The organism is Kitasatospora sp. NPDC033851 (assembly GCF_055576085.1).
Map to the genome: position 1 here is coordinate 35399 of NZ_JBVIRL010000038.1, position 24111 is coordinate 59509.

Annotated in this window: 22 protein-coding genes and 1 rRNA gene; 6 read left to right on the forward strand and 17 right to left on the reverse strand. The window is 71.0% G+C overall.

Going from position 1 to position 24111, the window contains the following annotated elements; genetic code table 11:
* Positions 1–91 precede the first annotated feature (91 nt).
* From ACZ51D_RS39350 to ACZ51D_RS39375, 6 genes are all read right to left on the reverse strand, one after another.
* Positions 92–1891, reverse strand: a complete 1800-nt coding sequence (locus tag ACZ51D_RS39350) for a bifunctional metallophosphatase/5'-nucleotidase (protein WP_465625512.1) — start codon at positions 1889–1891, stop codon at positions 92–94.
* 184 nt (positions 1892–2075) lie between these two features.
* Positions 2076–3425 carry an ATP-binding protein gene (locus ACZ51D_RS39355; RefSeq protein WP_360506873.1) on the reverse strand — a complete coding sequence of 450 codons (1350 nt, stop codon included), beginning with the start codon at positions 3423–3425 and terminating at the stop codon, positions 2076–2078.
* Between the two features lie 104 nt (positions 3426–3529).
* Positions 3530–5104 carry an SCO6880 family protein gene (locus ACZ51D_RS39360; RefSeq protein ID WP_465625511.1) on the reverse strand — a complete coding sequence of 525 codons (1575 nt, stop codon included), beginning with the start codon at positions 5102–5104 and terminating at the stop codon, positions 3530–3532.
* 7 nt (positions 5105–5111) lie between these two features.
* Entirely contained in the window at positions 5112–6317 is a 1206-nt protein-coding gene (locus ACZ51D_RS39365) for a hypothetical protein (protein ID WP_465625509.1), read from the reverse strand.
* Positions 6318–6387: 70 nt separating this feature from the next.
* Positions 6388–7203, reverse strand: coding sequence for a DUF8175 domain-containg protein (locus ACZ51D_RS39370; protein ID WP_465625507.1), 816 nt, complete (start codon positions 7201–7203; stop codon positions 6388–6390).
* A gap of 168 nt (positions 7204–7371) precedes the next feature.
* Positions 7372–7722: a hypothetical protein gene (locus tag ACZ51D_RS39375; RefSeq protein WP_360506884.1), complete on the reverse strand. Its 351-nt coding sequence runs from the start codon at positions 7720–7722 to the stop codon at positions 7372–7374.
* Positions 7723–7970: 248 nt separating this feature from the next.
* Between ACZ51D_RS39375 and ACZ51D_RS39380 the strand changes: the two genes are divergently transcribed.
* Positions 7971–9059, forward strand: coding sequence for a C40 family peptidase (locus ACZ51D_RS39380; protein WP_360506887.1), 1089 nt, complete (start codon positions 7971–7973; stop codon positions 9057–9059).
* Positions 9060–9245: 186 nt separating this feature from the next.
* Positions 9246–9968 carry a phosphatase PAP2 family protein gene (locus ACZ51D_RS39385; protein WP_465625504.1) on the forward strand — a complete coding sequence of 241 codons (723 nt, stop codon included), beginning with the start codon at positions 9246–9248 and terminating at the stop codon, positions 9966–9968.
* A 79-nt stretch (positions 9969–10047) separates the two neighbouring features.
* Here ACZ51D_RS39385 and ACZ51D_RS39390 read toward each other — a convergent pair whose 3' ends face one another.
* The gene (locus ACZ51D_RS39390; RefSeq protein WP_360506892.1) at positions 10048–10236 is read right to left on the reverse strand and encodes a hypothetical protein; all 189 of its coding nucleotides are present in this window, start codon (positions 10234–10236) and stop codon (positions 10048–10050) included.
* 161 nt (positions 10237–10397) lie between these two features.
* On the opposite strand from ACZ51D_RS39390, the gene ACZ51D_RS39395 reads away from it, so the two are divergent.
* Together ACZ51D_RS39395 and ACZ51D_RS39400 are read left to right on the forward strand one after the other, a co-directional pair.
* Complete coding sequence (locus ACZ51D_RS39395; RefSeq protein ID WP_360506895.1) at positions 10398–11297, forward strand: SCO4651 family lipoprotein; 900 nt, start codon at positions 10398–10400, stop codon at positions 11295–11297.
* Positions 11298–11506: 209 nt separating this feature from the next.
* Positions 11507–11707, forward strand: coding sequence for a hypothetical protein (locus tag ACZ51D_RS39400; RefSeq protein WP_360506897.1), 201 nt, complete (start codon positions 11507–11509; stop codon positions 11705–11707).
* A 34-nt stretch (positions 11708–11741) separates the two neighbouring features.
* Here the strand turns inward: ACZ51D_RS39400 and ACZ51D_RS39405 are convergent, their stop codons facing one another.
* Complete coding sequence (locus tag ACZ51D_RS39405) at positions 11742–12131, reverse strand: metal-sensitive transcriptional regulator (protein ID WP_360506899.1); 390 nt, start codon at positions 12129–12131, stop codon at positions 11742–11744.
* A 361-nt stretch (positions 12132–12492) separates the two neighbouring features.
* Between ACZ51D_RS39405 and ACZ51D_RS39410 the strand changes: the two genes are divergently transcribed.
* Positions 12493–13113, forward strand: coding sequence for a DUF47 domain-containing protein (locus ACZ51D_RS39410; RefSeq protein WP_360506902.1), 621 nt, complete (start codon positions 12493–12495; stop codon positions 13111–13113).
* A 5-nt stretch (positions 13114–13118) separates the two neighbouring features.
* Positions 13119–14114 (forward strand): inorganic phosphate transporter, encoded by a 996-nt coding sequence (locus ACZ51D_RS39415; protein ID WP_465665082.1) that lies wholly within the window; start codon positions 13119–13121, stop codon positions 14112–14114.
* Between the two features lie 161 nt (positions 14115–14275).
* Here the strand turns inward: ACZ51D_RS39415 and pstB are convergent, their stop codons facing one another.
* From pstB to rrf, 9 genes are all read right to left on the reverse strand, one after another.
* Positions 14276–15052 carry a phosphate ABC transporter ATP-binding protein PstB gene (gene pstB / locus ACZ51D_RS39420; RefSeq protein WP_360506907.1) on the reverse strand — a complete coding sequence of 259 codons (777 nt, stop codon included), beginning with the start codon at positions 15050–15052 and terminating at the stop codon, positions 14276–14278.
* A gap of 38 nt (positions 15053–15090) precedes the next feature.
* Positions 15091–16161 carry a phosphate ABC transporter permease PstA gene (pstA, locus tag ACZ51D_RS39425; RefSeq protein ID WP_360506910.1) on the reverse strand — a complete coding sequence of 357 codons (1071 nt, stop codon included), beginning with the start codon at positions 16159–16161 and terminating at the stop codon, positions 15091–15093.
* A complete protein-coding gene (gene pstC / locus ACZ51D_RS39430) occupies positions 16158–17135 on the reverse strand; it encodes a phosphate ABC transporter permease subunit PstC (RefSeq protein WP_465625497.1) in 978 nt (325 codons plus the stop codon). The genes pstA and pstC overlap by 4 nt, the downstream gene beginning before the upstream one ends.
* 149 nt (positions 17136–17284) lie before the next feature.
* On the reverse strand, positions 17285–18418 hold the full coding sequence (gene pstS, locus ACZ51D_RS39435) for a phosphate ABC transporter substrate-binding protein PstS (protein WP_465625495.1): 1134 nt from the start codon (positions 18416–18418) through the stop codon (positions 17285–17287).
* Positions 18419–18645: 227 nt separating this feature from the next.
* Positions 18646–19140 (reverse strand): NUDIX hydrolase, encoded by a 495-nt coding sequence (locus ACZ51D_RS39440; RefSeq protein WP_360506918.1) that lies wholly within the window; start codon positions 19138–19140, stop codon positions 18646–18648.
* Positions 19141–19171: 31 nt separating this feature from the next.
* On the reverse strand, positions 19172–20257 hold the full coding sequence (locus tag ACZ51D_RS39445) for a CHAD domain-containing protein (RefSeq protein WP_465625492.1): 1086 nt from the start codon (positions 20255–20257) through the stop codon (positions 19172–19174).
* A 120-nt stretch (positions 20258–20377) separates the two neighbouring features.
* On the reverse strand, positions 20378–22579 hold the full coding sequence (locus ACZ51D_RS39450; protein WP_465625538.1) for an RNA degradosome polyphosphate kinase: 2202 nt from the start codon (positions 22577–22579) through the stop codon (positions 20378–20380).
* Between the two features lie 365 nt (positions 22580–22944).
* Positions 22945–23955 carry a mycothiol synthase gene (mshD, locus tag ACZ51D_RS39455; protein WP_465665084.1) on the reverse strand — a complete coding sequence of 337 codons (1011 nt, stop codon included), beginning with the start codon at positions 23953–23955 and terminating at the stop codon, positions 22945–22947.
* Between the two features lie 80 nt (positions 23956–24035).
* A 5S ribosomal RNA gene (rrf, locus tag ACZ51D_RS39460) occupies positions 24036–24111 on the reverse strand; the annotation flags it as partial.

The window sequence follows — 24111 nt, forward strand, 5'->3', positions numbered from 1 at the left end:
CCCGGAGTGACGGGGCGGAAAACAGGACGGGCGGGGCGCCCCGACAGCGCCCCGCCCGTCCCCGGGGCACAGGGCCCCAGCCGGCTCACGGTCAGTCGATGTCGCTGCCCGGGCCGATGACCTTGATCCGGTCCTGCGCCGGGGCCTGCAGCGGCGCGCTCGCCGAGCTGTGGGCGCCCAGGTAGGCGGTGAAGACGTCCAGGTCGGAGGCGCCGACGAGCTTGTCGGTGCCGGCCGCGAAGGCCGGGAAGCCGTCGCCGCCGCCGGCCAGGAACTCGTTGGCCGCGACGCGGTACTTGGCGGCCGGGTCGACCGGCGCGCCGTTCAGCCGGATCGAGTCCACGAGCACCCGGTCCGCGCCGGTCTTGCGCATGTCCAGGGTGTAGTTGAGGTTCTTCGACCCCTGGAGGATCTTGGGCGCGGCGACGTTGAGGCCGCTGACCTGCTGCTGGAGCAGCTGGATCAGCTGGGCGCCGGTCAGGGTCTTGACCTGCATCATGTTGGTGAACGGCTGGACGGTGAACGCCTCGCCGTAGGTCACCACGCCGTCGCCCTCGCCGCCCGAGGCCTTGTAGACCAGGTCGGAGCGGATACCGCCCGGGTTCATGAAGGCGACCTGCGCGCCGCCCTTGTCGGCCGGGGCCAGTCCGGCCAGCTGCGCGTCGGCGATCACGTCACCGAGCGGCTTCTCCAGGTCGCTGCTGCCGCGGCCGTTGACGTCCGCGGAGATGTAGCCGACCGGGCGGTTGGCGATCGGGGCGGCCAGCTTCTGGTAGTGGTCGACCAGCGCCGTCATGTCGGGCGCCTTCTCGACCGTGCGGCGCACCACGTGGTTCTCGGCCTTGACCGAGGGCCGCACGATCTCGCCGGTGGTCTTGTCCAGCTTCATGTCGATCTCGGTGAAGAGCCGGCCGAAGGAGGCGGCACTGGTCACCGAGCGCGGAACGCCGTTGGGGTCGGGGATGCTGCAGGCGTACGCGTTGTGGGTGTGGCCGGTGACGATGGCGCCGACCGCGGGGTCGATCTTCTTCGCGATGTCGACGATCGGGCCGGAGATGCCCTGCCCGGCCGCGCCGCAGTCGTAGTTGTAGACGCTGCTGGCCGGGTAGCCGCCCTCGTGGATCAGCGCGACGATCGAGTTGACGCCCTTGGCCTTGAGCTCGGCGGCGTACTTGTTGATCGTGGTGACCTCGTTGGCGAACTTCAGGCCCTTGACGCCCTCGGCGGTCACGATGTTCGGCGTGCCCTCCAGGGTGACGCCGATGAAGCCGACCTTCACGCCCTGGGACTTGGTGATCCAGTACGGGGCCAGCAGCGGCTTGCCGGTCTTCTCGTCGGTGACGTTCGCCGACAGGTAGTTGAAGTTGGCGCCCTTGAAGGTGCGGCCGGGCTCGTAGCAGCCGTCGGTCGGGTGGCAGCCGCCCTCCTGCATCCGCAGCAGTTCCTGCGCGCCCTCGTCGAACTCGTGGTTGCCCACGGAGGTGACGTCCAGGCCGAGCTTGTCCATCGCCTCGATGGTCGGCTCGTCGTGGAAGAGCGCCGAGGTGAGCGGGCTGGCGCCGACGATGTCGCCGGCCGCGACGGTGATCGAGTCGTCGGCCGGGATCCGGGCCTTGCGCAGCTCGGTGGCCAGGTACTCGATGCCGCCGGCCGGGGTGGCGACCTCCTTGCCGGTGGCCGGGTCGATCTCCTTGATCGTGCCGGACGAGCCGGCCGGGGGCTCCAGGTTGCCGTGGAAGTCGTTGATCGCCAGCAGCTGGAGGTTGACGGTCTTGTGACGCTTGGCGTTGGCGTCGGCGGCCTGGGCGGCCGTCGGCACGACCACTGTGCCGAGCAGACCTGCGGCGGCGACGACGGCGAGCGCCGTCCGTCGGGATCTGACGGTGAGCATGAGGGGTTCCCCTGCACCTCGGAGGAGCACCGGCTGTGGACAGCATCGGCGTACGGGCATGTGTTGCGCCTGTGAAGCCTAGGGTCAACGCGCGTAGCTGTCAGGACATCGAACGTAACGAGAGGATTACCTCCTGACGAACCATCGCCGTCCGCCGCGCGCGGAGGCCGCGGAGATGCCGCCGTCAGACCCCCGGCTCGGAGGCCAACTGGCGCTCTGCGCGGACCCGTTCGGCCACCGCGTCCTCGGTCATCGCGCGGTCGGTGTACACCAGCGGCCGCTCGGCCTCGGTGATGATGTGTTTGACCACCTGGACGTTGCCGTTGACGTCCCAGACCGCGATGCCCGGCGAAAGTGTGGGAATGATCTCCACCGCCCACCGCGGCAGGCCCAGCACCCGGCCGGTGGCCCGCGCCTCCTCGGCCTTCTGCATGTAGATCGTCCGGGTCGAGGCCATCTTCAGGATCGCCGACGCCTCCTTGGCCGCCGCGCCGTCCACCACGTCCGACAGGTGGTGCACCACCGCGACGAAGGACAGCCCGAGCCGACGGCCGAACTTCAGCAGCCGCTGGAACAGCTGGGCCACGAACGGGCTGTTGATGATGTGCCAGGCCTCCTCGACCAGGAAGATGCGCTTCTTCCGGTCCGGCCGGATCCAGGTGTGCTCCAGCCACACCCCGACGATCGCCATCAGGATCGGCATCGCGATCGAGTTGCGGTCGATGTGCGAAAGGTCGAAGACGATCAGCGGCGCGTCCAGGTCGATGCCCTCGGTGGTCGACCCGTCGAACATGCCGCGCAGGTCGCCGTCGACCAGCCGGTCCAGCACCAGCGCCACGTCCAGGCCCCAGGACTGCACCTCGTCCACCCCCACGCCCAGCGACTCCACCGAGGACAGGTCGGGGTTGCGCAGGGTGTCGATGATGTCGTCCAGCACCGGCTGTCGGCCCGTCACCGACGCCACCACGTGGGCGTGCGCGGCCTTCAGCGCGAAGCCCGCCCGCTCCTCCAGCCCGCGCCCCATCGCCACCTCGACGATGGTGCGCAGCAGCGACAGCTGACCGGTCTGGGTGATCGCCGGGTCCAGCGGGTTGAGCTTCACCCCGCCGTCCCGGGCGGCCATCGGGTCCAGCCGGACCGGCTTTATGCCCAGGGCGTTCGCGATCAGGTTCCACTCGCCGACGCCGTCCTCGCCCTGCGCGTCCAGCACCACGACCTGGCGGTCACGGAACCTCAACTGCCGCAGCACGTACGTCTTCTCCAGCGCCGACTTGCCGTTGCCGGACTCGCCGAGCACCAGCCAGTGCGGGGCCGGCAGCTGCTGCCCGTACAGCTGGAAGGGGTCGTACACGTACCCCTTGCCGCTGTACACCTCGCGGCCGATGATCACGCCCGAGTCGCCCAGCCCGGGCGCGGCGGTGGGCAGGTAGACCGCCTGCGCCTGGCCGGTGGAGGTGCGCACCGGCAGGCGGGTGGTCTCCACCTTGCCGAACATCAGGCTGGTGAAGGCGTCGGTGAGGTTGCCGAGCGCCATGGGCGGCCTCCTGATGGGTCAGCGGTGGACGGGTGCGGACGTACGGGCGAGCGGCTGTGCGACGTACGGGTGTGCGGCGTGCGGGTGTGCGGCGTGCGGCGTGCTCAGCGGCGGATGCCGGTGGCGAACGGAAGGGTGTTGACGAAGGCCCGGTGGTGCTCGCGGTCGCACCACTCCAGCTTGAGGTAGCTCTTGCCGGCCGAGGCCCGGATGGTCCGCTTGTCACGGGCCAGCGCGTCGGGGTTGCGCGAGGAGACCGTGATGTAGCCGACCAGGTTCACCCCGGCCGCACCGGAGGCCAGGTCGTCGCCGCGCTGGTCCACCCGGCCGGTGTGGGCCAGGTCGCGCGGGTCGACCGTCCGGTTCATCTTGGCGGCGCGGCTGGCCTCCGCCTCGTCGTTGGTCTTCTCGGTCAGCATCCGCTCGATCGCGACGTCCGTGGGCTCCAGGTCCATCGTCACCGCGACCGTCCGGATCACGTCCGGGGTGTGCACCAGCAACGGCGCCAGGAAGTTGACGCCCACCGGGGTGAGCGGCCACTCCTTGATCCACGCGGTGGCGTGGCACCACGGCTCCCGGGTCGCCGACTCGCGGGTCTTCGCCTGCAGGTACTGCGGGTGGGTCGCGTCCAGCTCGGCCGGCCAGGCGTTGCGCCGGGACATCGCCTGGATGTGGTCGATCGGGTGGTCCGGGTCGTACATCGAGTGCAGCAGCGAGGAGAGCCGGGCCTGGCCCAACGGCTGGCGCACCCGGATGTCCGCCTCGGCCAGCCGGGCGCAGATGTCGGTCAGCTCGCGCGCCATCACGGCCGCCAGCCCCTCGTCGTCCCGGGCCCGCCGACCGGTCGCCGTACGGCCCATCGCGTGCGCCTCGGCGGCCAGGTCACGGGTGTAGTGCATGCAGGCCACCAGGTACGCCCGGTGCTGCTCGGACGACGTCGACACCATCGACTGCAGCTGGTCGTACGACTCCTGCAGCCAGCGCGGCGCGTCGTGGTCGCCGCGCCGCTCGACGTCCTTGGCGTGCGCGTCCGGGTCGGCCGGCAGGGTCCGGGCCAGGATCTGCAGCCGGGTCACGAAGCCGTCCCCGTTGGCGACGTGCTTCAGCAGCGTCCCGAACCGGTCGACCAGGGCCTCCTGGTCCTCCGAGTCGCGCAGCCCGACACCCGGGCCCTCGATCTCGATCGCGGCCGTCACCGTCCGCCGCTCCAGGTGCATCAGCACCCCGACCTCGTCCGGCCCGAACGGCGCGGCCAGCCAGCGCAACCGCCCCACTCCGGGCGGCGGGCCGACCTCCACCTCCCGGCCGTCCAGCCGGGTACCCGCGTCCATCACGTCCGAGCGCCACACCGCCCGCCCGCTGCGGACCGTCCGGCGGTAGGTGCGGTTGATCTCCACCCACTTGTAGAACGTCCGCCTGCGGTACGGCACGTACACCGCCGCGATGGCGAGCAGCGGCAGACCGATCAGACCGCCGATCCGCAACGGCAGAATCGGCATCAGCAGGCCCCAGAGCATCCCGAGGAAGGCCCCGAAGATGATCAGTATGATCTCGCCGGACTCCCGGTTCCGGCCGATCGGCGCGTTCGGGCGGGCCTTGCCGATCAGGTAGGTGCGGCGCTGGTGCACGTACGGCTGGGCGTACTGGGCGCCGTACTGGCCGAGCGGTTCGCTGCTCACTTACCCGTCACCCTCCCTTCGCTGGATTGCTGTCGCGGATCGGAACCGGGGTGGCCTGCGGCGGCCCGGCCTGCGGCGGCGGGGCCGGCGTCCGGCCGGCGTGGGCGGCGATGCCCGGCGCGACCGAGCCGCCGCCCGCACCACCACCGCCACCACTCCCGCCGCCCGCCTGCCCACCGCGGTCGCCGTGAGTGCTGATGCCCTGCTTCATCAGGTTCGCCGTACCGTTGATCATCGCCGAACCCGCCTGCACCGCGTTGGCCCTGGCCTGACGCATGTTCAGGATCTCGTCACCGAAGCCCGGCACGAAACGGTAGATCGCGGCGCTGGCGAAGATCGACAGGAACAGGATCGCCAGCCCCGACAACACCCGGGCGAAGTCGTCACTGGCCCCGGCTCCGGTCGCCACCGCGCCCGCCAGCCCCAGGATGATCACGATGATCGGCTTCGCCAGGTCCACCGCCAACATCACCCCGGCCCACCGGCGCACGTGCTTCCACAGCTGCTTGTCCACCAGACCCGCGTACACCGCCGTCCCCAGCAGCGCACCCACGTACAGCATCGCCGCCCGGATCAGCAGCTCGATCCAGAGCATCGCCGCCGCCAGCACCGCGACCAGCGACACGAGGACCAGGATCAGCGGACCACCGCCGACGTTCCCCTTCTCCAAGGTGTCCGCGAACCCGCCCAGGTACGACCCGGTATCCGTCTTCGTCCCGACCGCGACCGCCTTGGTCAGCCCGTCCGTCACGCTCACCACGGTGTACAGGATCAACGGCGTGAACGCGGACGCCACCACGGTCAGCCACAGGAAGCCGATCGCCTCCGAGAACGCCGTCGTCAGCGGCGCCCCCCGCACCGCCCGCTTCGTCACCGCCAGCAACCACAGCACCAACGTGATCACCGTCGACACCGCGAACACCACGGCGTACTGCTGCAGGAACGACGCATTCGTGAAGTCCACCTGCGTCGTCCCGTCAATCGCCCCCGACAGGTTCCGCACCACCCACGCCGCCGCCTGCGCACAACTCTTCGCCAACGACCCCAGCGGATCGGTCACAGTCCCGACGGTGCCGCTCCCCGGAATGACGACCGCACCGCCGGGAGCACACCCCGCCCCGCTGCCCGGGATCGGAAGATCCACCTTCTGGCACGTGGGAGTCGCGGTCGGCGACGGGTCGGCGAACACCCTCTGGGCGGCCAGCAGCGTCATCAGCTGCAGGGTGGCCAGCGCACCTGCCAGCGTGCCTGCGCGGCGTGCGGTGGATCGGTGCGAGGTGTGGTCAACGGGCATAGCGGAACCCCCCGAACTGCTGGACGGCGCCGGTGATCTCCTCGGCGGTTGCGGCCTGCTGGTCTCCGGGCATCGGCGCGGGGCCCTGCCGGCTGGTGAAGTCGGTGAGCTTCCAGTCGCCGCCCGTCCAGTGCAGCGAGAGTGTGAGGGTGAACCAGTTCGTGGTCACCGGCTGGACGGAGCGCTCGCCGGCGAGGCCGGTGAGGCCGGTCGACCACACCTCGACCTTGGCGTCGCTGTCGGTGTAGCCCGTCGACTTGGTGCCGACCGGGACGGTGCGGCTGACGAAGGTGAGGCCCTTGGGGGCGCGGCCTTGGGAGTCGAGGCCGTAGCGTGCGACGGTGTCGCCGCCGAACCCCTGGTCCAGCCGGCTCTGCAGTGTCGCCACCGCGGCCGGGTCGGCGATGGTGGTGACGATGGTGTGGCGGCTGTCGGTGCGGAACATGTCCGCGGAGCCGATCGCCACCGCGTAGTTGGCGGCGGCGGACTGGGCGCCTTGGTCGCTGTGCGGGAAGCCGGAGGCGATGCCGTTGACGGTGGTGCCGACGGGCTGGTCGCCGCTGGGGGCGGGGCCGGCGCCGGCGGGGGCGCTGGGGGCGGCGTGGTCGGCGGAGCCGCCGCTGCCGCCGGGGGTGGGTTTGCCGCGGTTGGCGATGGCGATGGCGACGACGAGCAGGGTGACCACGACGAGGACGGTCAGCAGGGTGCGTAGCGGCCGTGACTGACGCAGGCTCGGCTTCGGGGAGGGCTGTTCGCCGACCGGTAGCCGCGTACGGGTGTGCGGCTGGTCGTCGGACAACGGCACGGCGGCCCTCCTGGTGCTGGGAGCCGGGGGCGGCTCCGGGGGCCCTCCACCCGGGGGCGGGCGCGGACGGAGGGTGGGAACGGGGGTGAACTCCTGGCAGGCCGACCGCTGGAGGGGGTCCGGACGGGGACCCGACCTCGGACGGGCCGGACTACTGCTGTCCGATCGTCAGATCGCCATGCCGTAGACAATGGTGAACAGAGTTCCGAGTGATCCGATGATGAACACGCCGGTCAGTCCGGCGACGATCAGTCCCTTGCCCTGTTCGGCTCCGAAGCTGTCCCGCATCGCGGTCGCGCCGATCCGCTGTTTGGCGGCGCCCCAGACGGCGAGGCCGAGGCAGAGGAGGATGGCGACGGCCATGATGACCTCGACCATCACCCGGGCCTCCGACCCGAGGGTCGCGAACGGGCCCCAGTCCGGGGCGATCCCGCCGATGATGGTGTCGATATTCGGCTTCTTGGGAGGGTCATCGGCCAGGTGGCCGACCGCATAGGTGTGCACGCTGCTCAGGTTCATTTCCATCTCACCGCCCGATCAGGCAAATTCAAGGGCCCGGACCCCGCCCGCGCGAAGGGTCGGTGCCTATTCTTGGCCAGATCTGATGTCGACTTGGCTACTTCTCGCGGATTGGTCGTGAGGCATCGGACACGTACGCGAGGATGTCCACCGTACGAAGGATAGCGCTCACTCCCTGTATCTCTGATGATTGCGGTGAGCAATGCCTTCCGGGACACTTCGACTGACGAATCGTCGGGATGGTGCTGATGGTACTCCGGAAGGCCGGGACGGCCGCCGTCACTGCGGGAGTTGTTGCGTTCGGGTTCATCGGGCTGGTGACGATGGGGACTTATGCGGCGAGTGGGACGCCGCAGCAGTCGGTGAATCGCTCCGCCCTCTCCCCCGGAACGGTCCCCGCGGCCTACCAGGAGGCGATCCAGAAGTGGGGCGCGCTGTGCGCGGAGATCTCTCCGCCGATGCTCGCGGCGCAGCTGTACCAGGAAAGCGGATTCGACCCCAGGGCCCGTTCCGGTGTCGGGGCGCAGGGAATGGCGCAGTTCATGCCGGGCACCTGGGCGACGTACGGAACGGACGCGAACGGTGACGGCCGGAAGGACGTCTGGGATCCGTACGACGCGATCGCGTCGGCGGCGGTCTACGACTGCGCGCTCGCCAAGGACGTCTCGGGCGTCCCGGGCGACGCGCAGGCCAACATGCTGGCCGCCTACAACGCCGGTCCGTACGCGGTGACGAGCAACAGGGGCATCCCGCCGTACAAGGAGACCCAGGGCTACGTGCGGAGCATCCAGGCGATGGCCCGCAGCTTCACCGCGCCGACCGCGCCGTTGGAGGTGTCCGCGCAGTCGGCGGCGGCGATCTACTTCGCGCAGACCAAGCTCGGCACCCCGTACCTGTGGGGCGGTGAGGGCCTGCCCTCGCAGAACGGGCGCTTCGACTGCTCGGGCCTGACCCAGGCCGCGTACGCCAGTGTGGGCATCACCCTGCCCCGGGTGGCCAACGACCAGTGGTACGCCGGCCCGCACCCGTCGCGGGATCAGTTGCGGCCGGGCGACCTGGTGTTCTTCGCGACGGACCTGGGCGATCCGCGGAGCATCCACCACGTGGGGATCTACGTCGGCGGCGGGTACATGATCAACGCGCCGCACACCGGTGCGGTGATCCGCTACGACAAGATCGACACCAAGGAGTACATCGGCGCGACCCGGGTGACCTCGGACGGCGCCCAGGCGCTGCCGAGCCGGAACAACGACGGCTCGGTCAACGCCCCGAGCCGGCCCGCGGCGGCGGCCCCGCCCGCGCCGGCCGGGCCGACCCCAGCGGGGGCGGGCCGGTAGCGGGCCGGGGCACCCGGGGCGTGTGTGCGCTGTGTGGACGCTGAGTCAAGTTTCCATAACTGCGCGTTTCCGTGGAACGCTGTGGCCCCGAAATGACGTTTGTTCCGGTGGCCCCTCGTCAGCATTCCGCGCCGGGCGGGCTCCGGCGGGAACGTACAGGTGTAGCGGACCAGAAGGAGGTACGGCGTGTCGACGCCGCTTGCCGACACGACCAACCCCGACCTCGGCCTGCTCTACGCCGTCAACGGCCTGGCCAAACGCTCCCCGCAGTGGCTGGACCACCTGGTCTCGTGGATCGGCGAGTACGGCATCCTGATCGGCCTGGGCATGCTCGGTCTGGTGGCCTGGTTGCAGGCCAGGCGCCGCCCGGACGCGCCGGTGGCGATCGCCGGGCTGCTCTGGGTGCCGCTGTCGGTCGCGATCGCCGAGCTGGCCAACCTGCCGATCGCCGCGATCGTGAACCGTCCGCGCCCGTTCGTCGACCATCCCGGGCTGCTGGTGCTGGTGGACGGCAAGGCCGGCACGCACTCCTTCGTCAGCGATCATTCGACCATGACGATGGGCGTCGCGGTGGCGCTGTTCCTGGTGAACCGGAGGCTCGGCTGGATCGCCGGCGGGCTGGCCCTGTTGCAGGGCTTCTGCCGGATGTTCATGGGCGTCCACTACCCGACCGACGTGATCGGCGGCTTCGCGCTCGCCGTCGCCGTGGTGCTGCTGCTGGCGCCGATCGCGATGGCGGTGCTGGTCCCGTTCTGCCACGCGCTGAGCCGGACGGCCGTCGCCCCGCTGATCCGGGCGCCGGAGCGTGCCGGAGCGGCCCGTGGCGGGGCCGGTCCGCGCAGCCGTCGGCGCGGGCGCGGGGCGGTGCGGGCCGAGGAGCAGCCCCCGGAGTCCGACCTCGCGGCCTGAGCGGCCTGACGGGTCGGAGCGGCCCGAGCCTGCCGGTCGCAGACGCCCGAGTCGCCACAGGAGCAGCCCGGCCGCGCGGTCAGTCCGGTGCGACGCCGCTCTCGGCGAGGTGGTCGGCCCCCTCGCGGCGGGCCAGGTCGCGGGAGCGGCGGGCCGAGGAGTACCAGCCGCAGCTGCAGGTCGCGAAGGCGAAGGAGCCGCGCTCGCTGATCGCGAGGCGGTGCTCGGGCATCCGGGTGCCGGGCGCGGCCGGCAGCTCACTGTGCACGTGGTTCACCGTAACGCGCCGGACGCCCGATGCGCGACGCCCTCCGGACGGCGGGCACCCGTAACCCTTCGGCTTCCAACTCGTTTGCCCGGAAAGAGCTCTGCCCACCCGGTGGTACCGGCGGGGCAGTCGGGCCCGAGGGGGTTGTCGCGAGGATGAAGATGACCGACCAGCAGCGCACCGGGCGGCCAGCGCGCCGTCCGGGTCCGCACCTGCGCTCGGCGGCCGGGGCCGCCCTGCTCGCCGCCGCACTGGCGGCGGGCGCCGCCGGCTGCTCGGGCGGCTCCGGCGGCGGCTCCTCCGACCAGCAGTCGAACGCCCCCGACCAGCTCGCCGCGGACCCGCTGACGGCGGTGCGCAACGCCGCCGACATCACCGGCCGCACCGGCTCCGCGCACACCGCCACCGAGCTGGTCACCGAGTCCGCCGAGAAGAAGGCCTCGTTCAGCGGCACGGGCGGCTACGACTACGTGAAGCGGATCGGCCGGCTGGAGGTCCAGGTGCCGCCGGGCGCCGCGACCACCGGGAAGATCGTCGAGGTGGTCCTGCCCGGGACCGTGTACCTGCAGAACAGCGGCGCCAAGGTGCCCGAGGGCAAGTGGGTCAAGCTGGACGTGCGTCAGCTGCCGGACGGCAACCTGGTCAGCAGCGGCGCGACCGACCCGGCCTCGGCCGCGGGGGCGCTGCGCGGGGCGCAGAAGGCGGAGGCGGTCGGCACCGAGACCGTCGGCGGGGTCGCGCTGCACCACTACCGCGGCGCCCTGGACCTGTCCAAGGCGGCCGACGCGACCGGTGGCCGGGGCGGGGACGGCCTGCGGATGGGCGCGCAGACCTTCACCGTCAAGGAGGTCCCGTTCGACGCCTGGCTGGACGACCAGGGCCGGCTGCACAAGGTGGTCGAGGTGTTCACCTTCGCCGGGGTGGCGGGCTCGAAGGAGCCCAAGGACCAGGTGAAGGTGACCTCGACGACCGCGCTGTCGGACTTCGGCAAGGCGGTCGAGGCGGCCGAGCCGTCGGCCTCGGACATCTACCAGATGAAGCCCACGGAGAGCCCCAAGTAGGCCGCGGCGGCGCTCCGGCGCCGGGGCGAGACGGGGTGCCGCCGAAACGGGCTGCCGCCGGGGCGGGTGGCCGTCCGGGGAGCGGCGGCCACCCGTTTCGGCGGCGCCGAGATGGCCCGTCCGTGCCATGTGGACGGGCCGCGGAGTGCCTAGGCTGGACGTCGGGTGGCTGCCGCCCGGGCTGGCGAGGCACTGAAGGGGTGGTGCAGGTGGTGTCGTCCACGGGCGGCCGCAGTGGCGGCCACGACGACGCGGCCCTCGACGAGATCGACCTGGCCGGCGAGCTGATGATCGCCGCGACGGCCAGCTCCGGCGACCGGTTGCCGACCGAGCGGATCGACGAGGTGCTGCTCGACCGGACCGATCCGGGGCCGGCCGACCGCGAGGCCGACCGGGAGACCGACGGCTAGCGGGACGGCCCGGGCCGTCCGGGGCGCCGGGGGCTCAGCTGCGCAGCAGACGGCTGATCGCGGCGGTGGCCTCCGCCACCTTGGCGTCCAGCTCGGCGCCGCCCTCCTCGGCGGCCGCGGCGACGCAGTGCCGCAGGTGCTCCTCCAGCAGGGAGAGTGCGAAGGACTGCAGCGCCTTGGTGCTGGCGGAGACCTGGGTGAGCACGTCGATGCAGTAGACGTCCTCGCCGACCATGCGCTGGAGGCCGCGGACCTGGCCCTCGATCCGGCGGAGCCGCTTGAGGTGGGCGTCCTTCTGGGCGCTGTAGCCGTGCGGTCCGTGGCCGCCCTGGTGTCCTGCGGCGGCCGCGGGTGCGGCGTGGCCGGCGTCCGGGTCGGTCCCGTCCGCGTGATCCGGCTCGGTACGCGCTTGCGTCGTGGTCATCGGCCCCGCCTTCGTCTGAGTGCCTGGTGGCTGCGTCGGCCACCAGTGTCCAACACCGGGGCCTGTCGTGGTGTTCCGGCGGCCGAGGCGGCATGTGCCGGAGCGTCCGGGCGGGGCCGTCCGGTGCTTCACCCGTCTGAGCGGCGCCCCGGGTCCTCGGCATGCACGACGGGGACAATCCGGGCGAGGTTCCGTCAGACTGGGGGCCCGCGTCCGCAGGTGGTGGTGCGGTCCGGGTCAGCCGGTGCGGCAGCCGAACGGAAGGGGAGGATCCGGCTCCACCCTCGACACCCCGTTTGCGTGATTGCGCTTGGTTGCACCTAGCATCGTTCAGTCCCTACCCCGCACATCGGAGATTTCCGTGCGTTTTAGCCTGACCCCGAAGGAGACGAGCTTCTACGACATGTTCACCGTCGCGGCGGAGAACCTCGTCGTCGGATCGAAGCTCCTGCTGGAGCTGCTGGGATCAGACGTGTCGGCCCGTGCGGAGATCGTCGAGCGCATGCGCGCCGCCGAGCACGCCGGGGACGACACCACCCATGCCGTCTTCCACCAGCTGAACTCGTCCTTCATCACGCCCTTCGACCGCGAGGACATCTACAGCCTCGCCTCGTCGCTGGACGACATCATGGACTTCATGGAGGAGGCCGTCGACCTGGTCGTCCTCTACGACATCCAGACCCTGCCGAAGGGGATCGAGCAGCAGATCGAGGTGCTGGCACGGGCCGCCGAGCTCACCGCGGAGGCGATGCCGAACCTGCGGAGCATGTCGAACCTCACCGAGTACTGGATCGAGGTCAACCGGCTCGAGAACCAGGCCGACCAGATCCACCGCAAGCTGCTCGCCCACCTGTTCTCCGGTCAGTACGACGCCATCGAGGTGCTCAAGCTCAAGCAGGTCGTGGACGTCCTTGAGGAGGCGGCGGACGCGTTCGAGCACGTCGCCAACACGGTGGAGACCATCGCCGTCAAGGAGTCCTGACCCTCGTGGACATGGCTGCACTCATCGTCGTCATCGGTGTCGCGTTCTTCTTCACCTACACCAACGGCTTCCACGACTCGGCGAACGCGATCGCGACCTCGGTCTCTACCCGGGCGCTCACCCCCCGGGCCGCGCTCGCGATGGCCGCCGTGATGAACCTGGCGGGCGCGTTCCTCGGCAGCGGCGTGGCGCACACCGTCTCCAAGGGGATCATCGAGACCCCCAGCGGCAACCAGGGGATGGCGATCCTGTTCGCCGCCCTGGTCGGCGCGATCGCCTGGAACCTGGTCACCTGGTACTTCGGCCTGCCGTCCTCCTCCTCGCACGCACTGTTCGGCGGCATGGTGGGCGCGGCGCTGGCCGGCGGGATCGGCGTGATCTGGAGCGGGGTGATCGACAAGATCGTCATCCCGATGGTCGTCTCGCCGGTGGTCGGCCTGGTCGGCGGCTTCCTGGTGATGCTGGCGATCCTGTGGATCTTCCGCCGGGCGAACCCGCACAAGGCCAAGCGCAACTTCCGGATCGCCCAGACCGCCTCGGCCGCCGCGATGGCCCTGGCGCACGGTCTGCAGGACGCCCAGAAGACCATGGGCATCGTGGTGATGGCTCTGGTCATCTCCGGCCGGCAGGACACCTATGCCATCCCGGTCTGGGTGAAGATCTCCTGCGCCGCCATGCTCTCGCTGGGCACCTACGCGGGCGGCTGGCGGATCATGCGGACGCTCGGCCGCAAGATCATCGAGCTGGACCCGCCGCAGGGCTTCGCGGCCGAGACCACCGCCTCGATCGTCATGTACATCAGCTCGTTCGTCTACAAGGCGCCGATCTCCACCACCCACGTGATCACCTCGGCGATCATGGGTGTGGGGGCCACCAAGCGGATCCGCGCGGTGCGCTGGGGCGTCGCGAAGAACATCGTGCTCGGCTGGTTCATCACGATGCCGGCGGCCGCCATCGTCGCAGCGCTGGTGTACTGGTTCGTCCACCTGTTCTGGGGCTGACCCACGGGAACGGCCCGGTGTGGCACCGGGACATGACAGGGCCCGCCCCCACATCTCGGGGGCGGGCCCTTCTTCATGTCCCGCGGCGGCACCGCCATGCAGCACCACGGGACAGCTCGTGTTCCGTCACTCGTCGCGGTGCCGCGGTGACGGGGTCCGGTTTAGCCGAAGCGGCCGGAGATGTAGTCCTCGGTCGCCTGGACCGACGGGTTGGAGAAGATCCGCTGGGTGTCGTCCAGCTCGATCAGCTTGCCCGGCTGGCCGACGCCGGCCAGGTTGAAGAAGGCGGTGCGGTCGCTGACGCGGGCCGCCTGCTGCATGTTGTGGGTCACGATGACGATGGTGAACTGCGACTTCAGCTCGCCGATCAGGTCCTCGATGGCGAGGGTGGAGATCGGGTCGAGCGCGGAGCAGGGCTCGTCCATCAGCAGGACCTGCGGCTCGACCGCGATGGCGCGGGCGATGCACAGGCGCTGCTGCTGACCGCCGGAGAGGCCGGCCCCCGGCTTGTTCAGCCGGGTGTGGACCTCCTTCCAGAGGTTGGCGCCCTTCAGCGAGCGCTCCACCACCTCGTCCAGGACGGCCTTCTTCTTCACGCCCGCGAGCCGGAGGCCGGCGATCACGTTGTCGTAGATCGACATGGTCGGGAAGGGGTTCGGGCGCTGGAAGACCATGCCGATCGAGCGGCGCACGGCGACCGGGTCGACGTTGGTGGCGTACAGGTTCTCGTCGTCCAGGAGGACCTTGCCCTCGACCCGGGCGCCGGGGATCACCTCGTGCATCCGGTTCAGGGTGCGCAGGAAGGTGGACTTGCCGCAGCCGGAGGGGCCGATGAAGGCGGTCACCGAGCGGGGTTCGATGCTCATCGAGATGTCCTCGATGGCCTTGGTGGTGCCGTAGTAGGCCGACAGTCCGCTGACGTCGATGCGCTTGGCCATGATCGTTGCTTCTCTCGTCTGTCTCGTACGTCTGTCGGTCAGTGGCCGGTCTTGGGCGAGCGCCAGCGGGCGATGCCCCGGGCGATGAGGTTGAGGCTCATCACGAAGGCGATCAGCACCAACGCCGCACCCCAGGCACGGGCGTAGCCGTACTGGTTGTTGACCTGGGAGTACTGCGTCCAGATGTACATCGGCAGTGACTGCTGCGGTCCGTCGAACGGGTTGTTGTTGATGTAGTCGGCGCCGAAGACCAGCATCATCACCGGGGCGGTCTCGCCCGTGATGCGGGCGACCGCGAGCATCACGCCGGTGGCGATGCCGCCGATCGCGGTGGGGAGGACGATCCGCAGGATGGTCTTCCACTTCGGCACGCCGAGCGCGTACGAGGCCTCGCGCAGCTCGTTCGGGACGAGCTTGAGCATCTCCTCGGTGGACCGGACCACGACCGGCATCATCAGGATCGCCAGCGCGAGGCTGCCCGAGAAGCCGGAGTAGCCGAAGCCCAGGGCGAGGTTCCAGAGCGAGAGGATGAACAGACCGGCGACGATCGACGGGATGCCCGTCATGACGTCGACGAAGAAGGTGACCGCCTTGGCGAGCTTGCCGCGGCCGTACTCGACCAGGTAGACGGCGGTCAGCAGACCGATCGGGGCGGCGATCGCGGTGGCCAGGGCGACCTGCTCCAGGGTGCCGATCAGCGCGTGGTAGATGCCGCCGCCGGGCCCGGACTGGAGCACGCCCTTCATCGAGTGGCTCAGGAAGAACCCGTCCACCACGCCGGCGCCCTGCTGGACGGTGTAGACCGTCAGGGCGACCAGCGGGACGACGGCCAGGATGAAGGCGACCCAGACCACCGAGGTGGCGAACCGGTCCTTGGCCTGTCGGCGGCCCTCGACCCGGGCCGCGAGGCCGTAGCTGGTCAGGAGGAACAGCAGGCCCGAGATCAGGCCCCACTGCAGGTGGCTGGCCAGGCCGGCGGCGGCGCCGATCCCGCAGCCGAGGGCGATCGAGCCGACCGCGACGGCGGCCGGGGCCCACTTGGGCAGCCGGTTGGCGGTCAGCGGACGGCCGACGGGCCGGGTGTCATCGACGATGGCGGTGACGGTCATGCGTTGGCCCCCGAGTACTCCTTGCGGCGGGCGATGATCAGTCGCGCGGCACCGTTCACCAGCAGGGTGATGACGAACAGGACGAGGCCGGAGGCCATCAGCGCGTTGCGCCCGTTGTCGCCGGCCTCGGCGAACTTCAGCGCGATGTTCTGCGCGAAGGTGCCGCCGCCCGCGTCGAGGATGTGCAGCGACAGGACGTTGTTGGAGGAGAGCACCACCGCGACCGCGATGGTCTCGCCGAGCGCGCGGCCGAGGCCGAGCATCGAGGCCGAGATGATGCCGGGGCGGCCGAACGGCAGCACCGCGGTGCGGACCATCTCCCATCGGGTCGCGCCGAGCGCGAGTGCCGCCTCCTCGTGCATCCGCGGCACCTGGCGGAACACCTCGCGGGAGACCGCGGTGATGATCGGCAGGACCATGATCGCCAGCAGGATGCCGACGGTGAACAGGTTGCGCGGGGTACCGGTCTTGGTCTGGTCGAAGATGTACGTCCAGCCCAGGTACTCGTCGAGCCAGCTGGTCAGACCGTCCATGTGCGGGACCAGGAAGAGCGCGCCCCAGAGGCCGTAGACGATGCTGGGGACGGCGGCGAGCAGGTCGACCAGGTAGGCGAACGGCTGGGCGATCCGGCGCGGCGCGTAGTGCGAGATGAACAGCGCGATCCCGATGGCCACCGGGACGGCGATCGCCATCGCGATGACGGCGCTCACGATGGTGCCGACGACCAGCACCGCGATGCCGAAGACCGGCTTCGGGGCGTCCGGCGCCCACTCGAAGGAGGTCAGGAAGTTGCCGTCGTTGTTGCTGAGGGCCAGGCCCGAGCGCCAGGCCAGGAAGCCCGCGATCGCGGCCATGATGACCAGCAGCAGGATGCCCGAACCCCGGGCGAGGTTCATGAAGATCTTGTCGCCGACCCGGCTGTCACGCGGTCGGCGTTCCCTGCCTCGCGGGGCGGCAGGGGAGGATGAAGTCATTGGTCTACTCCGGTCTGGTGGCGCCGCCCCGGAAGGGGGACGGCACCATGGCGGCGGTGCCCCGGACGTGGTGCTGGGTGTGGTGCGTTCCGGTGGAGCGGCCCCGGCCCCCCTCGCTCACGGGGCCGCCCCACCGGTGGTCTGTCGGGTCAGGCCAGGGTCGGGATGACGGCGTTGACCTTGCCGGTCAGCTCCTTGGGCAGCGGGACGTAGCCCTTCTCGCCGGCCGCCTTCTGACCCGCGTCACTGGCGGTGTAGGTCAGGAAGGACTTCAGGGTGTCGAGGGTGTCTGCCTTGTTGCCCTTGTCGCAGACGATCTCGTAGGTGACCAGGACCAGCGGGTACGAGCCCTCGTCCTTGGTCGCGTAGTCGAGCTTCAGCGCCAGGTCGCTGCCGGTACCGGCGATCTGGGCCTTGGCGAAGGTGTTGGCGGCGTTGGCGGCGGTGGCCTCGACCGGCTTGGAGGCGCCGGTGTTGATGGCGGCGCTCTTCAGGCTGTTGGTCTGGGCGTAGGCCAGCTCGACGTAGCTGATCGAGTTCTTGACCTGCTTCACCTGGGCCGCGACACCGGCGCTGCCGTTGGCCGACTGGCCGCCCTTGGCCGCCCAGGTCTTGCTGGACGGGTACGACCAGGCGCCGTTGCCGGCGGCGGCGAAGTACTTGGTCAGGTTGTCGGTGGTACCGGAGTCGTCCGAGCGGTGGAAGGACTGGATCTCCGCGTCCGGCAGCTTGGCGCCCGGGTTCAGGGCGGCGATCGCCGGGTCGTTCCACTTGGTGATCTGCGAGTCGAAGATCTTGGCGGCGGTCGGGCCGTCCAGGACCAGGTTGTCGACGCCGTCCACGTTGAAGACCAGCGAGATCAGACCGCCGGCCATCGGCAGGTCGATGCCCTGGCCGCCGGTGCAGACCGCCTTGGAGGCGTCGACCTCGGCCGGCTTCAGCGCCGAGTCGGAACCGGCGAACTGGACCTTGCCCTGGGTGAACTGCTGGATGCCCGCGCCCGAGCCCACGCCCTGGTAGTTGATGGTGGTGCCGGAGCAGGCGCCGCTGAAGTTGGTCTTCCACACGTCGATCGCCGTGCCCTGGGCGGTCGAACCGGCGGCGATCAGCGAACCGGGCTTGCCACAGGTGATCGCGGCACCGGCCGCGGCGGAGCCGCTGGAGCCGCCGGCCGTGGTCGAGTTGCCGTTGTCCGAGCCGCAGGCGGCGAGCGACAGCGAGCTGACGAGCGCCATGGCACCGATCGCGAGGGCCTTGGAGCGGCCGTTCCGCTGGAGCTTCACTGGGGATTCCCTTTCTGAGGCATTTCCCGCTGCGTGGTCCGTACGCGTACGGCGCGGCGCGGGTTCTGCTGTGGTCCGGGGCCCTTGCGGCCCTCCGGTGGTCCCGAAGTTAAGCCTGGGAAGTGACACGACAGCCGGTCGCAAGTGAACGGGGAGTGAACCTCGAAAGGATGGCAGGAAACTACGTCAGGTAGTAACGGTTGCGTCACGGCAAGGGCGCGGAGAGATCACTTCCACCGTTCCTCCACCGGCGGCACGCCGGTCGTCTTCAGCGGCCTCGCCCCCAGGATCGCCAGCAGCGCGTCGATCAGCAACCGGTCGTGGTCGTACGTGAGCCGGGCCCGGGCCTTCCCGGCCGGCAGCCACTCCATCCGGTCCACCTCGCGGTTGGGCCGGAAGGCGCCGCTCGACGGCACCGCCGCCCAGTACCGGACCTCCTTCGGACGGCCCTGCACCTGGTAGTGCTGGGCGGGCAGCTCCGGGCCGAGCAGGCACCGGAAGCCGGTCTCCTCCCAGACCTCGCGCAGCGCCGCGTCGACCATGCCCTCGCCGGGGTCGAGCTTGCCCTTCGGCAGGCTCCAGTCGTCGTACTTGGGCCGGTGGATCACCGCGACCCGCGGCCGCCCGAGCCGCCCGCTCTTCTTCAGCCGGCCCGGCAGCCACAGCACCGCGCCGGCCGCCAGGATCACCGGGCCGTGCCCCGCCCCGGTCGCGCTCTCCATCGCCTGCCCGGTTCTCCGGCGCCCGCCCAACTCAGACCGTCCTCGGTGCGACGGGCTGGCCCCAGCCCTCGGCCGGGAAGTCCAGCCAACCGTCCGGGCCGGGCGACAGCTCGGTCCACCGACGGCCGAACACGTACCGCGCCGACTCCACGTCCAGCCGCTGGTCGGCGTGGACCACGCCCAGCACGTACGCGGTCGCGGGGGTGATCCGCGGGGTGCGCGCGGCGGTGGCGGCGGTGACCGCGGCGTCCGCGGCCTCCTGCTGCCGGGCCAGCACCGCGTCCAGCTCGTCCAGCTCGGCGGACCGGCGGCCGCACACCTCCAGCGCGTACCGGGCGCGCTTCACCAGGATCCGCAGCCGGGCCCACGGCTGGTCGTCGGCCGCCAGCGCCGTGTCCGCGTCCATCGCGCCCCGGGCCGCCGGGACCGCGCCCAGCCGGCGCAGCCCATCCCCGCCGTACGGCGTCGCGGCCCGATGCAGCGGCAGCTGCTGGGCGGTCGCGGACAGCGCGGCGAACGCGGCGCCCGCCTGCGGCAGCAGCACCGCCGACGCCCGGCCGCCCGCCGACTCCAGCAGCGGCGCCTCGCCGACCAGCAGCGTCATGCGGTCCGCCAGCGCGTGCAGCCGGGCCGAGCGGAGCTCCTGGAGCGCCGTGGAGTGCGCCCGGGTCCTGGCCAGGGTCAGCTGCCGGTCCAGCAGCGCCCGCGCCTTGGGGGCGCCCGCGTGGCCGGCCAGCATGCCCGTCCCCTCCGGGTCACTGCCGCTCAGCGAGTCCAGCGCGCCCAGCAGCCGGGCCGAACGGCGGACGTAGCCGGGCTCGAGCGCCAGCAGGTTGAGCAGCCAGCGCAGCTCGGTGCGCGACTCCTGCGCCCAGGTCTGCTCGAAGACCGAGCCGAAGGTGTGCAGCAGCCCGCCGACCCGCCGGACGGCCCGCAGCAGATCCGCGGTACCCGCCGCCGGGACGACCGAGGCCGCCCCGGGTCTGGCGCCGACCTCGCCCACCGCCAGCGGCAGGGCGCGCAGGAAGGCGCCGGCCTGGGCGGTGAGGTGGCGGGAAAGGATGTCCCCGGCGGTCGCTGTGGAGGCCGCCTGGGCCGTCATCGGCGCGTCGGTCATGGCGTGGTAGATCCCCGTTCCTCCGGGCCGTTCCCCGGAGCTGGCGGCCGACCGCCGGAACAGTCGCCCTCGAGACTCTCGAGGGCCTGCTGCTCCGACGGTTTCGCATCAGTGGTCGCGTCAGCGCGAGGTGGCGGCCCGGCGGCGCTGGCGCGAGTCGATCAGGAGGTCCTGGACGTGCCGCAGCTGCCGGCCCTCGGCGTCCTGGGAGTGGCGGGTCCAGGCGCCGTCCTGCCCCAGGTGCCAGGACTCCGTCTCGTCCGACACCCCGAGGTCGATCAGCCCGGACAGCTCGGCGCGGTGCGCCGGATCGGTGATCCGCAGCAGCGCCTCGATCCGGCGGTCCAGGTTGCGGTGCATCATGTCGGCGCTGCCGATCCAGACCTCCGGATCGCCGTTGTTGCCGAACACGAAGACCCGGGAGTGCTCCAGGAAGCGGCCCAGGATGCTGCGGACCCGGATGTTCTCGCTCAGCCCCGGTACGCCCGGGCGGATCGCGCAGATCCCGCGCACCCAGACGTCCACCGGCACGCCCGCCTGCGAGGCCCGGTACAGCGCGTCGATCACGGCCTCGTCGACGATCGAGTTGACCTTGAGCTTCACGTACGCCGGGCGGCCCGCCCGGTGGTGGGCGATCTCGTTGTGGATCCGCGAGACCAGCCCGTCGCGCAGGCTCCGCGGGGCGGTCAGCAGGCGGCGGTAGGACTCGCGGCGCGAGTAGCCGGAGAGCCGGTTGAAGAGGTCCGAGAGGTCCGCGCCGACCTGCGGGTCGGTGGTGAGCAGGCCGAGGTCCTCGTACAGCCGGGCCGTCTTCGGGTGGTAGTTGCCGGTGCCCACGTGCGAGTAGCGCCGCAGGGTGTCGCCCTCCTGGCGGACCACCAGCGACAGCTTGCAGTGCGTCTTCAGCCCGACCAGGCCGTAGACCACGTGGCAGCCGGACTCCTCCAGCTTGCGGGCCCACTTGATGTTGGCCTGCTCGTCGAAGCGCGCCTTGATCTCGACCAGGACCAGCACCTGCTTACCGGACTCGGCCGCGTCGATGAGCGCGTCCACGATCGGCGAGTCGCCGGACGTCCGGTACAGGGTCTGCTTGATCGCCAGGACGTCCGGGTCGGCGGCGGCCTGCTCCAGGAAGGCCTGCACCGAGGTGGAGAAGCTGTCGTACGGGTGGTGCAGCAGGACGTCGCGCTCGCGCATCGCGGCGAAGATGTCCGGCTGGGAGGCCGACTCGACGTCGGTCAGACCGCGGGCCGTGCCAGCCACGAACTTCGGGTACTTGAGCTCCGGGCGGTCCAGCTCGGCGATCCCGAACAGCCCGGTCAGGTCCAGCGGCCCGGGCAGCGGGAAGACCTCCGCCTCGGTGATGTTCAGCTCCCGCACCAGCAGGTCCAGGATGTAGGGGTCGATCGACTCCTCGACCTCCAGCCGGACCGGCGGGCCGAAGCGCCGCCGCATCAGCTCCTTCTCCAGGGCCTTGAGGATGTTCTCGGTGTCGTCCTCCTCCACCTCCAGGTCCTCGTTGCGCGTGACGCGGAAGGCGTGGTGGGCCAGCACCTCCATCCCCGGGAAGAGCTCCTCCAGATGGGCGCCCATCACGTCCTCCAGCGGGACGTACCGCTGGGGCGAGGCCTCCAGGAAGCGGGCCAGCGACTGCGGCACCTTCACCCGGGCGAAGTGCTTGTGCCCGGAGACCGGGTTGCGCACCACGACCGCCAGGTTGAGCGAGAGCCCCGATATGTACGGGAAGGGGTGCGCCGGGTCGACGGCCAGCGGGGTCAGAACCGGAAAGATCTTCTGCCGGAACAGCGAGTGGAGCCGGGCCTGCTCCTTCTCGGCCAGTTCCGACCAGCGGGCCACCTCGATGCCCTCGGTGGCGAGGTCCGGCAGCACCTCCTGCTGGAAGGCCGCGGCGTGCCGGGCCATCAGCTCGCGCGAACGGGTCCAGATCAGGTCCAGCACCTCGCGCGGCTGGAGGCCGGACGCGCTGCGCTGGGCGACGCCGGTGGCGATCCGGCGCTTGAGGCCGGCCACCCGGACCATGAAGAACTCGTCCAGGTTGCTGGCGAAGATCGCCAGGAACTTGGCCCGCTCCAACAGCGGGATCCCCGGGTCCTCGGCCAGCTCCAGGACGCGCTCGTTGAACGCGAGCCAGCTGCGCTCGCGGTCCAGGAAGCGGCCCTGCGGCAACGCTTCGAACTCCTGCTCGTCCGTGGCCGGCCGCTCCGGCGGGACACCCAGCGCACCGGACATCCGGGCCGTCGGCGACAGCGAGGCAGAGACGGGGCGGGGGATGCTCATGGGCTCCAGCTCCTCCAGCAGCAGGACGGCGTCCGGACACGAATGGCTCTGCGGGCCGCCGCCCTCGCCCCGGGCCGATCCCGGGGACAGCGCCCATCCGCCGGGCGCGGTCCGTACAGGACCGGCCGGTGCCTGGCGGTCGACTCTGCACGAGCGAGACACTACGGACTTCATCCTGTGATCTTCGCGGCAGCAACTGAATCCACGGTAAACACCGCATGGCCAGGAGGAAAGCTGAGTCGGTCGGGGCAAGGGCCGTGGCCGTCCCGGACTCTCGTCCGCGACCGCTCCGGGCCGGCTTCGCCGCCTCCCTCGCCGCCTCCCTCACCGCCTCTGTCGCCGCCTCCGGGAGGCGGTCGAACCGTGGTGGGAACCGTGGTGGGAGAGGGTCAGGCCGGCCGGTCCTCCTGGTACCGGGCTCGGTACATGAGATCCACCTCGTGAATGGTGAATCCCAGTCGTTCATAGACCCGCACGGCGGCCGGATTGACGGCATCGACGTAGAGGAGGACGGTCTCCAGTCCGCGCTCGCCCGGGCCGGAACCGGTCAGGTGACGCAGACCCGCCGTGGTCAGCGCGCGGCCGAGGCCGCTGCCCTGCTCCGCCGGGTCCACGCCGACCACGTACACCTCGCCGAGCTCCGGCTCGGTGGCGCCGGCCGGGTGCACCTTGGTCCAGTGGAAGCCGACCGCCCTGCCCTCACGGGTGGCGAGGAAGAAGCCGGCCGGGTCGAACCAGGGCTCGGCGATCCGCTCCGCCAGGTCCTGCTCGGTCCAGGCGCCCTGCTCCGGGTGATGGGCGAAAGCCAGGGCATTCAGCCGCAGCCACTCCGCGTCGTCCTCCCCCGGGCGGAACGTGCGAAGCACGATGCCCTCGGGGACGGCCGCCTCCTCGGTCTGCCGACCGGTGCGGCGCATCTGCCGCAGCTCGCGGACCAGCTCGGCGCCGTACGACTCGGCCAGGTGCCGGGCCGCCGGGTGCCCGCCGTGCACCCAGAAGTCCACCGCGTCGTGCCCCGCCCGGTGGGCCTCCGCCAGTACGGCGTCCACCAGCGGACGGGCCAGACCGCGGCCGCGGGCGGCCGGGTCGACGACCAGCTCGGCGGCCGGGTTGGCGGTCGCGCCCTGCGGGATCTCAAGCTGGCCGTAGCCGAGGACGACTTCGGCTCCGGTTTCGGCTTCCGTCGCGGTCTCGGCTCGCGTCTCGGTTTCGGTTTCGGTTTCGACGAGGTGGATGACGCCCGGGCGCGGGATCTCGGCGGCACGCAGACGCAGTCGGCCCTGCTCGGACACAGCGGCCCGACCGTCCACCGCCTGGGCCTCCTCCAGCACACGGAGGGCGCCGTCACGCTGCCCGGGGTGGAGCACGTTGTCCGCAATGACCGCTGTCTGATCGTCCATGCACTGACGATACGTCGATACGCCCCCGGAAATGCGAAGAACCCCTGATCCAAGTGGATCAGGGGTTCTTCTGAATGATTGTTCGGCGGCGTCCTACTCTCCCACAGGGTCCCCCCTGCAGTACCATCGGCGCTGTAAGGCTTAGCTTCCGGGTTC

Coding starts and splice junctions, on each gene's coding strand:
- ACZ51D_RS39350 (WP_465625512.1), bottom strand. CDS start 1,891: ATGCTCACCGTCAGATCCCGACGGACGGCGCTCGCCGTCGTCGCCGCC.
- ACZ51D_RS39355 (WP_360506873.1), bottom strand. CDS start 3,425: ATGGCGCTCGGCAACCTCACCGACGCCTTCACCAGCCTGATGTTCGGC.
- ACZ51D_RS39365 (WP_465625509.1), bottom strand. CDS start 6,317: ATGACGCTGCTGGCCGCCCAGAGGGTGTTCGCCGACCCGTCGCCGACC.
- ACZ51D_RS39375 (WP_360506884.1), bottom strand. CDS start 7,722: ATGAACCTGAGCAGCGTGCACACCTATGCGGTCGGCCACCTGGCCGAT.
- ACZ51D_RS39380 (WP_360506887.1), top strand. CDS start 7,971: ATGGTACTCCGGAAGGCCGGGACGGCCGCCGTCACTGCGGGAGTTGTT.
- ACZ51D_RS39395 (WP_360506895.1), top strand. CDS start 10,398: ATGACCGACCAGCAGCGCACCGGGCGGCCAGCGCGCCGTCCGGGTCCG.
- ACZ51D_RS39405 (WP_360506899.1), bottom strand. CDS start 12,131: ATGACCACGACGCAAGCGCGTACCGAGCCGGATCACGCGGACGGGACC.
- pstB (WP_360506907.1), bottom strand. CDS start 15,052: ATGGCCAAGCGCATCGACGTCAGCGGACTGTCGGCCTACTACGGCACC.
- pstA (WP_360506910.1), bottom strand. CDS start 16,161: ATGACCGTCACCGCCATCGTCGATGACACCCGGCCCGTCGGCCGTCCG.
- pstC (WP_465625497.1), bottom strand. CDS start 17,135: ATGACTTCATCCTCCCCTGCCGCCCCGCGAGGCAGGGAACGCCGACCG.
- ACZ51D_RS39440 (WP_360506918.1), bottom strand. CDS start 19,140: ATGGAGAGCGCGACCGGGGCGGGGCACGGCCCGGTGATCCTGGCGGCC.
- ACZ51D_RS39445 (WP_465625492.1), bottom strand. CDS start 20,257: ATGACCGACGCGCCGATGACGGCCCAGGCGGCCTCCACAGCGACCGCC.
- mshD (WP_465665084.1), bottom strand. CDS start 23,955: ATGGACGATCAGACAGCGGTCATTGCGGACAACGTGCTCCACCCCGGG.